11 protein-coding genes and 1 rRNA gene are annotated in these 12,580 nt (G+C 39.1%); 4 read left to right on the top strand and 8 right to left on the bottom strand.

Annotated features, from left to right (window positions below; translation table 11 throughout):
* The 8 genes from AC3WTB_RS10405 to dnaA form a co-directional block, all read right to left on the bottom strand.
* A 16S ribosomal RNA gene (locus AC3WTB_RS10405) occupies nt 1-80 on the bottom strand; the annotation flags it as partial.
* A 366-nt stretch (nt 81-446) separates the two neighbouring features.
* Nucleotides 447-2,951, bottom strand: a complete 2,505-nt coding sequence (gene gyrA / locus AC3WTB_RS10400; protein WP_039175829.1) for a DNA gyrase subunit A — start codon at nt 2,949-2,951, stop codon at nt 447-449.
* A 232-nt stretch (nt 2,952-3,183) separates the two neighbouring features.
* A complete protein-coding gene (gene gyrB / locus AC3WTB_RS10395) occupies nt 3,184-5,100 on the bottom strand; it encodes a DNA topoisomerase (ATP-hydrolyzing) subunit B (RefSeq protein ID WP_039182941.1) in 1,917 nt (638 codons plus the stop codon).
* 57 nt (nt 5,101-5,157) lie between these two features.
* A complete protein-coding gene (remB, locus tag AC3WTB_RS10390; RefSeq protein ID WP_039175827.1) occupies nt 5,158-5,403 on the bottom strand; it encodes an extracellular matrix regulator RemB in 246 nt (81 codons plus the stop codon).
* Nucleotides 5,404-5,420: 17 nt separating this feature from the next.
* Nucleotides 5,421-6,533 carry a DNA replication/repair protein RecF gene (recF, locus tag AC3WTB_RS10385; protein ID WP_024424075.1) on the bottom strand — a complete coding sequence of 371 codons (1,113 nt, stop codon included), beginning with the start codon at nt 6,531-6,533 and terminating at the stop codon, nt 5,421-5,423.
* Between the two features lie 16 nt (nt 6,534-6,549).
* Nucleotides 6,550-6,765, bottom strand: a complete 216-nt coding sequence (gene yaaA / locus AC3WTB_RS10380) for a S4 domain-containing protein YaaA (protein ID WP_008360916.1) — start codon at nt 6,763-6,765, stop codon at nt 6,550-6,552.
* 150 nt (nt 6,766-6,915) lie between these two features.
* A complete protein-coding gene (dnaN, locus tag AC3WTB_RS10375) occupies nt 6,916-8,052 on the bottom strand; it encodes a DNA polymerase III subunit beta (protein WP_039175825.1) in 1,137 nt (378 codons plus the stop codon).
* 196 nt (nt 8,053-8,248) lie between these two features.
* On the bottom strand, nt 8,249-9,589 hold the full coding sequence (gene dnaA / locus AC3WTB_RS10370) for a chromosomal replication initiator protein DnaA (protein WP_024424073.1): 1,341 nt from the start codon (nt 9,587-9,589) through the stop codon (nt 8,249-8,251).
* Nucleotides 9,590-10,209: 620 nt separating this feature from the next.
* On the opposite strand from dnaA, the gene rpmH reads away from it, so the two are divergent.
* The 4 genes from rpmH to jag all read left to right on the top strand — a co-directional run bounded on the left by rpmH (nt 10,210) and on the right by jag (nt 12,343).
* Nucleotides 10,210-10,344, top strand: coding sequence for a 50S ribosomal protein L34 (rpmH, locus tag AC3WTB_RS10365; protein WP_073208224.1), 135 nt, complete (start codon nt 10,210-10,212; stop codon nt 10,342-10,344).
* Nucleotides 10,345-10,422: 78 nt separating this feature from the next.
* The gene (rnpA, locus tag AC3WTB_RS10360) at nt 10,423-10,782 is read left to right on the top strand and encodes a ribonuclease P protein component (protein WP_008360906.1); all 360 of its coding nucleotides are present in this window, start codon (nt 10,423-10,425) and stop codon (nt 10,780-10,782) included.
* Nucleotides 10,783-10,940: 158 nt separating this feature from the next.
* The gene (spoIIIJ, locus tag AC3WTB_RS10355) at nt 10,941-11,723 is read left to right on the top strand and encodes a YidC family membrane integrase SpoIIIJ (protein ID WP_087976621.1); all 783 of its coding nucleotides are present in this window, start codon (nt 10,941-10,943) and stop codon (nt 11,721-11,723) included.
* Nucleotides 11,720-12,343, top strand: coding sequence for an RNA-binding cell elongation regulator Jag/EloR (gene jag / locus AC3WTB_RS10350; protein ID WP_039182938.1), 624 nt, complete (start codon nt 11,720-11,722; stop codon nt 12,341-12,343). The genes spoIIIJ and jag overlap by 4 nt, the downstream gene beginning before the upstream one ends.
* The last annotated feature ends 237 nt before the right edge of the window (nt 12,344-12,580 follow it).

The raw sequence follows: 12,580 nt of genomic DNA, 5'->3' as shown, positions 1-12,580 counted from the left end.
CTCCCTTCTGTCCGCTCGACTTGCATGTATTAGGCACGCCGCCAGCGTTCGTCCTGAGCCAGGATCAAACTCTCCGAAAAAGTACAAAACCGAAGTTTTGTTTTTCGTCAGCGTTTGACTGACTACCTATGAAGTATCATAGGATTTTTTTATAAAAACTCGAATTAACAGGTACGTTTTGTCTTGTTTAGTTTTCAAAGAACTTGTGTGTCACTCTCTCAAAGCGACCACTTAAATATATCATATATCTCTATCAAGAGTCAACATTTTTCTTAAAAAACATTTTATTTTTTTAAGAAGTTTCCACTGTAGAAGAGATAAAAAATAGAGCCTCTTTTTGCTCCTTTGAAAGATTAACACATATCTATGAAAAAAGCATTATAAATTTCAAAAAAACTCATGTTTTTTTAGAAAAAAATAAAGCCGGTGAAGAACCGGCTTTATTTTTACTCAGATTGCTCTTGATCTGACTCTATAGTTTCTACGTTTTCTTCACTATTCTCTTCATCATCTTCTTGTGATTGTTCAACTAATGCCACTGTAGCGACATGTTCATCATCACCAAGACGAATCAGGCGGACACCTTGAGTGACTCGACCTGTTGTTGAAATGTCTGAAACGGCCATACGAATGATCACGCCGCTTCCTGTAATAATCATCAAGTCCTCTTCAGCTTCAGCATTTGTTGCCTTCACTGCGACAAGCGGACCATTGTTATCAGTGATTTTACATGTTTTAAGACCTTTACCGCCCCGGCTTTGAACACGGTATTCTTTTTCAGGTGTTAACTTACCATATCCTTTTTCGGTTACGATCAATACGTTTGCATCTGGCTCAAGGATTTCCATCCCAACGACGATGTCATCCTCTGAAAGCGTAATTCCTTTCACGCCAGCCGCCGTACGTCCCATTTCACGAACGTCTGTCTCGTCAAAACGAATCAGCATACCTTTTTTCGTACCAATGATGATTTGTTTTTCTCCATTGGTTAAACGGACAGCCATCAGTTCATCTTCGTCACGAAGACTTAATGCGATAAGTCCATTGTTTCGAATGTTGGCAAACTGAGATAATGATGTTCGTTTTGATACGCCGTGTCTTGTTGTAAAGAAGAGATACGAATCTTCATCAAATTCGCTTACTGGAATAATGGCATTAATCCACTCTCCCTTTTCTACTTCAAGCAGGTTAATAATCGGAATCCCTTTCGCCGTTCGTCCGAATTCAGGAATTTCATATCCCTTCGCACGATAGACCTTCCCTTTATTAGAGAAGAAGAGGATCGTATCATGGGTAGATGTTGAAATCAGCTGTTCTACGAAATCATCCTCATTGGTTCCCATGCCCTGAACACCTTTACCGCCTCTTTTTTGGCTGCGGTATGTTGATGCAGGCAGACGCTTGATATAACCATTATGAGTCAGCGTAATCACAATATTCTCAACAGGGATCAAATCTTCGTCTTCAATTGTTTCAATTCCTGCCGTCACAATTTCAGTACGGCGCGTATCATTGAAACGTTCTTTGATTTCTGTTAATTCTTCTCTAATGATTTCAAGAACTTTCTCATTGTCTGCTAAAATGGCTTTCAACTCAGCAATCAAATCAACAAGTCCTTTGTATTCTTCTTCTATCTTTTCTCTTTCCAAACCAGTTAAACGCTGAAGACGCATATCAAGAATGGCCTGTGCTTGTTTTTCGGACAAGCTATAGTTCTCCATTAAGCCATTTCTCGCAATTTCAGCAGTTTGAGAGCTTCTAATTAATGCAATGACTTCGTCTAAGTGGTCAAGAGCGATTCTCAAACCTTCTAGAATATGAGCTCTTGCTTCAGCTTTACGAAGTTCATATGCTGTTCTTCTGCGAATGATCACTTTTTGATGCTCTAGATAATATTCAAGACATTGTTTGAGGGACAAGACTTTCGGCTGTCCATCAACTAGTGCCAATAAGTTGATCCCAAATGACGTTTGGAGTGTCGTTTGTTTATAAAGATTGTTTAATAGAACGTGGGCGTTCGCGTCTCTTCGCAGTTCAATCACAATCCGCATTCCATTACGATCAGACTCGTCACGCAGATCTGTAATGCCATCAATCTTTTTATCGCGCACAAGATCAGCGATTTTTTCGATCAAACGGGCTTTGTTGACCTGATATGGAATTTCATTGATGACAATCCGCTGCTTACCGCTGGATGTTTCTTCGATAATAGAATTTGCACGTAATGTAATAGAGCCCCGGCCTGTTTCATATGCTTTGCGAATTCCGCTTCGGCCTATGATTTGTCCCGCGGTTGGGAAATCTGGCCCTGGAATGATCTCCATTAGTTCCTGTGTTGTCATTTCTGGGTTTTGACTAATCGCCAGTACCCCATCAATCACTTCACCTAGCTGGTGAGGGGGAATGTTGGTGGCCATCCCTACAGCGATACCTGTTGCCCCGTTGACTAATAAGTTCGGGAATCGAGCTGGCATGACAATTGGTTCTCTTTCACTGCCATCGTAGTTATCTTGATAATCAATCGTATCCTTGGTGATATCACGTAGGATTTCCATTGAAATTTTAGATAGACGCGCCTCAGTATAACGCATTGCCGCTGCACCGTCTCCATCGACAGAACCAAAGTTTCCATGACCTTCAACCAGCATATTACGATAGTTGAAATCTTGCGCCATCCGAACCATCGCTTCGTATACAGCGCTGTCACCGTGAGGGTGGTACTTACCGATAACTTCCCCAACGATACGTGCAGATTTCTTAAATGGTTTATCACTTGTCATACCTAGGTCATTCATCGCATACAAAATTCTTCGATGCACGGGCTTCAATCCATCTCGCACATCTGGTAATGCACGCGAAACAATAACACTCATTGCATAATCTAAAAAGGACGTACGCATTTCTTGACTAATATTTACTTCGCGTACATTTGGTGTATGTTGTTCACTCACTATAAGAACCTCCCTTTACGTATCACATGAAATAAATTATGTGGGAGTAAAATATGTATTTATCTTCACAAGACTATTCTCCATTATATCAATAATCTCGGCTTTATACACATTTATTTACTAGAAAATCAACGAAAACACGGAAAACCAGGACATTCGTTACACGCCCCTATTTCTTGAAAAACAACCTTATTCCAAACAAGAAATAAGGTTGTTCTCAGGAGGGATCTATCTAAATATCAAGGTTTTTCACGTATTGTGCATTTTCTTCGATAAAGTTTCGTCTCGGCTCTACTTTATCTCCCATCAGCATTTCAAATGTCTCATCAGCATCGATCGCATCCTCAAGTGTGACTTGAAGAAGTGTTCTCGCATCAGGGTCCATTGTTGTTTCCCAAAGCTGAGCAGCATTCATTTCTCCAAGACCTTTATAACGCTGAAGTCCAGGCTTTGGTGTTTGAGGAAGTGATTTTAACAGCTCATCCAGCTGTTTATCGTTATACACGTACTCCACACGTTTTCCTTGCTGCACTTTATATAAAGGCGGCTGCGCAATATACACATAACCGTTTTCAATAATTTCACGCATGTAGCGATAGAAGAATGTTAAGAGCAGCGTTCGAATATGTGCACCATCCACATCGGCATCTGTCATGATCACAATTTTGTGATAGCGTGCTTTCTCTAAAGTAAAGTCTTCTCCGATTCCAGTTCCTAACGCTGTAATCATTGAGCGAACCTCGTTGTTCGATAAAATTTTATCTAGACGAGCTTTTTCTACATTTAGGATTTTCCCTCTTAACGGTAAAATCGCTTGGAAGTGACGATCACGGCCTTGCTTAGCAGATCCGCCCGCAGAATCTCCCTCTACAATATAGAGCTCAGAGATGGATGGATCTTTAGAAGAACAGTCTGCCAGTTTCCCAGGTAAGCTGGAGACTTCCAGCGCACTTTTACGTCTTGTCAGCTCACGAGCCTTTTTGGCCGCCATTCTTGCACGAGCCGCCATCAGTCCCTTTTCCACAATTTTTTTCGCAGAATCAGGATTTTCAAGCAAGAATTTCTCTAGTGCTTCTGAGAAAAGGGAGTCAGTGATGGTTCTCGCTTCTGAGTTCCCAAGCTTCGTCTTCGTTTGTCCTTCGAATTGAGGGTCTGGATGTTTGATGGAGATAATGGCTGTTAAGCCTTCTCGCACATCTTCACCGCTCAAATTCGCATCCCCATCTTTGAATACGCCATTTTTACGAGCATAATCATTGATGACACGCGTTAGACCGGTTTTAAAGCCAGCTTCGTGTGTTCCGCCTTCATACGTATTGATATTGTTGGCGAAGGAATAGATATTGCTTGTATAGGAATCGTTGTATTGTAATGCCACTTCAACCGTGATTCCGTCTTTCTCACCTTCGATATAAACAGGTTCTTCGTGAACAACTTCTTTTGAGCGGTTTAAATGTTCTACATAACTCTTAATACCGCCTTCGTAGCAGTATTCATTTCTCCGCTCTTTGCCTTCACGCAAGTCTTCAATGATGATGTTTACACCTTTTGTTAAGAAAGCCAACTCACGAACACGGTTGGCAAGTGTATCGTAATCAAATTCAATGGTTTCATTGAAAATTTCTGGGTCTGGCACAAAGTGAGTGGTTGTCCCGGTTACATCTGTTTCACCAATAACCTCTAAATCTCCCACTGGAACGCCGCGTTTGAACTGCTGATAATGAATTTTTCCGTCACGGTATACAGTCACGTCTAAGGTAGTAGATAATGCATTTACAACAGATGCCCCTACACCATGCAGACCGCCTGATACTTTATAACCGCTGCCGTCGAATTTACCACCAGCGTGAAGAACAGTCATAATGACCTCTACGGCAGGACGCCCCATTTTCTCATGAATCCCAACAGGAATCCCGCGGCCATTATCTTTTACTGTAATGCTGTTATCTTTTTCAATTTGCACTGTAATGTCTGTACAATAACCAGCTAATGCCTCATCAATACTGTTGTCGACAATTTCCCATACAAGATGGTGAAGTCCTTTTGCATTGGTTGACCCAATGTACATTCCTGGACGTTTTCTAACAGCTTCTAGTCCTTCAAGCACCTGTATCTGATTTTCATCATAACTATTATGTTGCTGTTCCATTGCCACGTACATTCACCTACACTTTTCTTAAACGATATATTTATATGAATTGAGCTTTTAGACTTCAATTTCAATCACAAACGAAGCACGTTTTTTGAGCGTGCTTGAGGAAAGAGGAGAGTAATAAACAGATTCAGTTGTGACGACAATGGATTTGGGTGTCCCTTGGGATAACGAAATGATCTGTTTCTCTTGTTTTTGTAGAAACTCTTCTACAACAGAAGACGACCTCATTTTGTAATCAACAATTGCGACAATCTCTCGTGTAGAAACAACACAATCATCACCTAAATGAATATACAAGACTCACACCTCATTTATCAGTCAATTACTTTTCCACTGGCTACTCTGAAAATTTCCGCTTCTTTCAGGGTGGCGTGATCGATACCTTCAACACTTGTTGTGGTGACGAAGGTCTGGACACGTCCTTGAATGGTATGGAGCAAATGAGACTGTCTGTAATCATCAAGTTCAGATAACACATCATCAAGTAGAAGAATAGGATATTCTCCGATTTCTTCATGTATCAGATCAATTTCTGCCAGCTTTAGTGAAAGAGCTGTTGTTCTTTGCTGCCCTTGAGAGCCATATGTCTGAACATCCCGACCATTTACAAAGAAAAGCAGGTCATCTCTGTGAGGTCCCCACAGTGTCACCCCTCGGTCTATTTCTCTCTCTCTTAGTTTCTGAAACGATTCTTCATAGCTATTCTTTATTTTCGACAAGTCTGACGCTTCTGATACCTCTATTGCCGTCTGGTATTGGAGCGTGAGTGTTTCTAGCTCTCTAGAAATCCCAAAATGCAGCGGCTGCGCCCATTTTTCGAGCTGTTTCGTAAAAGTCAGTCGTCTTTTGACAACTTTCGCTGCCGCATCAATCAACTGCTCTGTTAAAATCTCCAGCATCGCTTGATCCGTTTGCTTTCTTGTCTGCAATTGTTTCAAGTAATGATTACGCTGAGAGAGGATTTTTTGATAGAGCGATAAATCATGCAAGTAGACAGCAGAAACTTGTCCAATCTCCATGTCGAGGAATCTTCTGCGGATTTGCGGGCTGCCCTTCACAAGACTTAAGTCCTCTGGCGCAAACATGATGGTGTTTAACGCACCAACATAATGACTGAGCTTCTGTTGTTCAATGTGATTGACCTTACCCTTTTTCCCTTTTTTTGAGATCACGAGCTGCATTGGGAGTGGACCATTTTTTTTAATGACTCTACCTTCTATTTTAGCATAGTCTTGGTCCCATCGGATAAGTTCTTTATCATTTGACGTACGATGAGACTTTGCCATCGACAATACATAGATCGCTTCCATCAAGTTCGTTTTACCTTGGGCATTCTCACCGATCATGACATTCACCTTATTGTCGAATTGAAGCTCGGTGTGTTCATAATTTCGGTATGAAGTTAACGCCAGACTTTGAATGTACATGTATTGTCACCCGTTTCTAATTCACAACTTGAAATGTGCCGTAACCTTCTATCTCGACAACATCTCCTGGGTATAGTTTGCGTCCCCGTCTATTATCTGGCTCTTGATTAATGAACACCTCATGTTCACTTAAAAACCATTTCGCCATTCCGCCAGATTGGATGACTTCGGCTAATTTCAAAAACTGCCCTAATGTAATCATTTCTGTTTCAATGGTTATAAGATTAGGCATTGTATCGACCTCTTTCAATATCACTAATATCTAATTGTACTAAAAAACAAGACAAGAAGGAAAGGGGGAAAGCGAACTGGGATGAAAGAAAGCATGGAAAACGAGAAGAAAAGCTGCTGTGCACTCACACAGCAGCCATTTTAGATTGAATTAATACGTTCTTACCGGAAGAATCAATTGCAGGATAGAATCATCATTCGGCGTACGCAGGAGGAACGGTCTCATTGCACCAGTGAAGCTTACATGAATATCGGTTCCCTCTAATACTTTTAACGCATCCAGCATATATTTTGGACTGAAGGAGATTTTAAGATCTTCCCCTTTAATATCATCTGCTTGAACCGTCTCCACCACTTTACCGATCTCAGGTGAATTAGAAGAGATTTCAAGGCTTTGTTCAGGATCAGCCGACAGTTTCACGACATTATTACGTCCTTCTCTTGCCAAAAGTGATGCACGATCAATAGCTTGAAGGAACTCTTTCGTGTTGACCACGACATCCGTTTTACTTTCTTGCGGGATCAGACGAGCTGTATCTGGATAATTACCATCCAGCAATCTCGAGAAGAACAGGACGTTTTGTGCTTTAAAAAGAACTTGAGTTTCTGTAATGACGATGCTCACAAGATCTTGTCCATCATCAAGAATTTTACTTAGCTCTGTTAAACTCTTCCCTGGAATGACGACATTATACGAACTTTCCTCGTTAATATCTAACTTCGCTTTTCTTAAAGCAAGACGGTGGCTATCCGTCGCCGTGCATATTAATTCACCTTTTTCAACTTTCCAGTTTACACCTGTCAAGATAGGTCGTGTTTCTGAGGTGGACACTGCAAAAACAGTTTGACGAATCAAGTTTTTAAGCAGATCTGTCGGAATTTGAAATGCATGATGCTCTTCAATTTGTGGAAGATGCGGATATTCTTCAGCATCTAAGCCGTTTAAGTTAAATTCTGCTGAACCAGAGCGGATGATGGTCAGATGATTTTGTTCTACTTCAATTTCGACAGTAGCCATAGGCAGTTTCTTTACAATTTCACTAAAGAAACGGGCTTGAAGCACAATACTTCCCGGACGATCAATGGTGATAACCTCTAAATCTCCATCTCTTTGAGGAATGAAAGATTCAATTGAGATATCAGAATCGCTTCCTGTTAGAGAAACTCCTTCATCAGACGCAACAATTTTAATCCCTGTCAAAATAGGAATCGTTGTTCTAGAGGATACGGCCTTTAATACATCTTGGACACTTTGGACAAGACGATCTTTTTGAATCGTGAATTTCATAGTGGTCCTCCTAAATTTTCTTAATGACATGTATATATATTTTATTAATAAAAATCGTAGAAGTAATAGTAGGGCTTGTGAATATGTGGATAAGTCGAGAAAAAGAAAGGAAATACAGCCTATCCACATGTGGACAGACTGTGTATGACTATGCTCTAGTTATTCACATTTTCCCGTACTCATTATATCAGCTTGGTTATTTTAATTGTTCTTTGATCTCTTTGACATGCTGCTGAAGCTGTTCATCTTCAACGATTAATTTCGAAATCTTCTCATGAGCATGAATGACAGTCGTATGATCACGACCGCCGAATTCTTCTCCGATTTTAGGCAGAGAGGAATCGGTCATTTCTCTAGAGAGGTACATGGCAATTTGTCTTGGATAAGCAACTGACTTCGTACGTTTCTTCGCTTTGAAATCCTCTAATCGAATATTAAATTGCTGCCCTACGATTCTTTGAATATCTTTAATTGTAATGACCTTTGGCTTCGATGATGGAATGATGTCCTTTAGTGCCTCAGCTGCTAGATCTGCATTAATGTCTTTATTAATTAAAGATGAGTAAGCAACGACACGAATCAAAGCACCCTCCAGCTCACGAATATTGCTGTCGATTTGATTGGCAATATAAAGCATGACTTCATTTGGAATATCTAAGCCTTCTGCTTTTGCTTTTTTGCGCAGAATTGCGATACGTGTTTCTAGATCTGGCGGGGTAATGTCTGTAATTAAGCCCCATTCAAATCGAGAGCGCAATCTGTCTTCAAGTGTCGGAATTTCTTTCGGAGGCCGATCACTAGAAATGACGATTTGCTTACTTTCTTCGTGAAGTGTGTTGAATGTATGGAAAAACTCTTCTTGAGTTTGTTCTTTTCCTGCTAAAAATTGAATATCATCTATCAAAAGCACGTCTACATTCCGATAACGGTTACGGAAGTCGACAGCTTTGTTATCTCGGATTGAGTTGATAAATTCATTAGTAAATTTTTCAGATGATAGATAGACCACTTTGGCTGATGGATTATGGTCGATCACATAATGACCAATCGCATGCATCAAGTGAGTCTTTCCTAAACCAACGCCCCCATAAATAAAAAGCGGGTTATATGCTTTTGCTGGTGCTTCCGCGACTGCAAGTGAAGCGGCATGAGCAAAACGGTTGCCTGAACCAATAACAAAAGTATCAAATGTATATTTTGGATTCAGCATATTTTGTGGAATGTCAACAGGCTCTTCTTTAGACATTTTTTTGATTGGAGATTTTGGCATGGCTTCCTCTTCGTCCTGATTTTGAGGAATAATAAATTTAATGCTGAGCTCTTCACCTGTTAGTTCATAGATGGTATCAGCAATTAAGTGAAGATATCTTGACTCGAGCCAATCTCTAGCAAATTCATTTGGTGCCGTAATTGTAAGCGTATCTCCCTGAAGAGAATGGGCTTTTGTCGATTTCATCCATGTCTCAAAACTGGGTTTGCTCAATTTTGTCTCTATTTTTTGAAGTGCTTTATTCCACAGATCCAAAATATTTTCCATAAGGCCTCTCCCCCCTCCTTTTCTTTTTAAAATGACCAGTATCAAACTGTTATAGAACACGAAAAAGAGCAAATGGTCATCACCATTCGTGTACATACATTGTTGAAAACAATTAATATAGTAGAAAAACGTCTTTTCGACAAATTACACAAGCTGTGGATAAACAATTCAACAGGCTGTGTAATAACTTTCCACAGGTTATCCACAAATTGTGGATAATATAAATGGGCCAGATAAGTAATTAAGAGTTAAAACACAAATATAATATCAAAATAAACAAGATGGTGCAATGGGTGTCACAAACTTATCCACACACTTTACATCCTGTTGAAAAATAATTATCCACATCGGTTATTTGTGTGAAAAAAATGTCGATAATGGGTGTGGATAGTCTAAATATGCCGGAAAAATATCCACATCCATGTTTTGAAGGTCTTTTAGGAGGAAAAAAAGAATAAAATGCTGGAAACTAAAAAAGAAGGTTTCTTCGTTTGATAACTTATGTTATGCTTATAAGGTTGATAATAAGAGTTTTATCATTGATATTGACAATCGATGGGTTACACAAATATAATGAGTTAGACTGTCTTAAACAGCTATTCCTCAGGGAGGTGTCATAAATGAAAAGAACGTTTCAACCAAATAACCGTAAGCGTAGTAAAGTTCATGGCTTCCGCAGCCGTATGAGTACTAAAAACGGACGTCTAGTTTTAAAGCGACGCCGCAGCAAAGGTAGAAAAAAATTATCAGCTTAGGCCACTGAATAATGTCAGTGGTCTTTTTTACATAAAATCGTAAATGAACTGTCAGTTTTTATCGGAGTGGAAGAAAACATGAAGAAGCGAAACAGGCTAAAAAAAAATGAAGAGTTTCAAAAGGTGTTCAAAAAAGGTCAATCAATGGCAAATCGCCAATTCGTTATTTACCAGCTGGATCAGCCAAATCAAGATGAACTGCGTTTAGGATTGTCTGTCAGTAAGAAGATTGGTAATGCAGTGATAAGAAACCGAATTAAACGACTGATCCGTCAGGTGTTTTTAGAGGAAGGTCATAAGTTAAAGCAAGAAAAAGACTACATAGTCATTGCACGAAAACCAGCGAGTGAATTGACCTTTGAAGAAACAAAGAAATCTCTCCAACATTTATTTAGAAAATCCGCTGTTTATCAACAACAACCGAAAAAGTCTTCGTAATAGAAACTTTCGTTGAATCAATTTTTAAAAGCGCTTCCTTCATCTAGTGAATTAAAATGTAACCACCACTTTGCAAAGAAAAAATGTTACCATACTGATTAGGTGAGTCACTTTCTTAATCAATTCCAACTTAAATAAAGTTTGAAGTAATGGGAGGAATCTTGTTGAAAAGGCGATTATTACTAATATTTAGCTTGATTGGCGTATTGGTTTTATTGGCAGGATGTACACAGATCAATGAACCAATTACATCAGATAGTAAGGGATTCTGGAATTCTTATATTGTTTACCCGCTATCTCAATTAATCACGTACATGGCAAACTTAACTGGTGAAAACTATGGTGTAGCGATTATTATTGTGACACTGCTAATTCGCTTGCTTATTTTACCATTAATGATTAAACAGTTAAGAAGTACAAAAGCGATGCAAGCATTACAGCCTGAATTGAAAAAGCTTCGTGAAAAATATAGCTCTAAAGATCAAAAAACACAGCAGCAGCTTCAGCAGGAAACAATGGCCCTTTTTCAAAAAAATGGCGTCAATCCGTTAGCTGGCTGTTTCCCAATTTTAATTCAAATGCCAATCCTTATTGGTTTCTATCATGCAATTATGAGAACAGCAGAAATTAAAAAGCATACATTCTTATGGTTTGACTTAGGCAGCCCAGATCCATTGTTCCTATTACCGATTATTGCGGGTGTAGCTACTTTCATTCAGCAAAAGCTGATGATGGCTGGAAATCCTTCGGACAACCCTCAAATGGCTATCATGTTATGGGTGATGCCGATTATGATCGTTGTGTTTGCAATTAGTTTCCCAGCAGCACTTTCATTGTACTGGGTTGTAGGTAACATTTTCATGATCATTCAAACATTGGTGATTAAAACACCTCAAGTAAAAGTAGATACAAAAGAAAAAGCTGGCGGGAATAAAAAATGAAGGAAATAACTGCTGTCGGTCGCACAATCGAAGAAGCAGTAGATTCCGGACTTAAACAAATTCAGCTACTACAAGAAGAAGTAGAAATCACAATAGTAGATGAAGGAAATAAAGGGTTTTTAGGATTATTTGGTAAAAGACAAGCTGTGGTCAAGTTAGTAGAAAAGATAAATGCACTTAAATTAGCTACACAGTATTTAGATAAAATTGTTAAGTCTATTGATCCTAAAGCAAAGATTATTTCCAAACAGGAACCGAAAAAGATTTCTTTCCACATTGATGGAGATAAAACGTCATTAATGATTGGAAAAAGAGGCCAAACATTGTACTCTTTAGAAACTCTGGTACAGCTAGTGTTTAATCGTTATTCTGATCAATATCATCATATAACAATTGATATTGGCGATTATAGGAAGAAACGACAAGAAGCACTTGAACAATATGCCGTCAAAACAGCAAATCGGGTTTTAAAAACGAAGAGAAAGGTTCATTTAGAACCAATGCCTTCGAATGAACGAAAAATTGTTCATGATGCGATTGCTGCATTCTCTAAAGAACTTGCAACGGCATCTGAAGATACAGGCAGCAAGCGTCATGTTGTGGTGTTGTATAAAAAATAGCAGAAAGGCTAAGATTCAGCAAAGCTGGATTTTAGTCTTTTTTTATTGAAAAATTGCTTTTTATAGATGATTCATCCTTTATTTCTAAAAATTAAGTGTGAGATATGAGTGTAAAACGCCATTTTAACAAGTAAGTAAAGGGGTCAGGGCGTTTAAATTTATTGGATTTAGGTGTAAGATGTGAAGACAAGTTTCAAACGTCGTTATTCACATGTGGATAAGTTAAGTGTTAAAATA

It is taken from the genome of Bacillus sp. EB106-04-04-XG123 (assembly GCF_058791855.1).
The sequence above is the reverse complement of the archived record's forward strand: the minus strand, read 5'-3'. Positions and strand labels throughout refer to the sequence as shown.

What these genes read in the sequence shown, in the direction of transcription:
- gyrB (WP_039182941.1), bottom strand. Translation starts at nt 5,100, where the DNA reads ATGGAACAGCAACATAATAGTTATGATGAAAATCAGATACAGGTGCTT.
- recF (WP_024424075.1), bottom strand. Translation starts at nt 6,533, where the DNA reads ATGTACATTCAAAGTCTGGCGTTAACTTCATACCGAAATTATGAACAC.
- yaaA (WP_008360916.1), bottom strand. Translation starts at nt 6,765, where the DNA reads ATGCCTAATCTTATAACCATTGAAACAGAAATGATTACATTAGGGCAG.
- dnaN (WP_039175825.1), bottom strand. Translation starts at nt 8,052, where the DNA reads ATGAAATTCACGATTCAAAAAGATCGTCTTGTCCAAAGTGTCCAAGAT.
- dnaA (WP_024424073.1), bottom strand. Translation starts at nt 9,589, where the DNA reads ATGGAAAATATTTTGGATCTGTGGAATAAAGCACTTCAAAAAATAGAG.
- rpmH (WP_073208224.1), top strand. Translation starts at nt 10,210, where the DNA reads ATGAAAAGAACGTTTCAACCAAATAACCGTAAGCGTAGTAAAGTTCAT.
- rnpA (WP_008360906.1), top strand. Translation starts at nt 10,423, where the DNA reads ATGAAGAAGCGAAACAGGCTAAAAAAAAATGAAGAGTTTCAAAAGGTG.
- jag (WP_039182938.1), top strand. Translation starts at nt 11,720, where the DNA reads ATGAAGGAAATAACTGCTGTCGGTCGCACAATCGAAGAAGCAGTAGAT.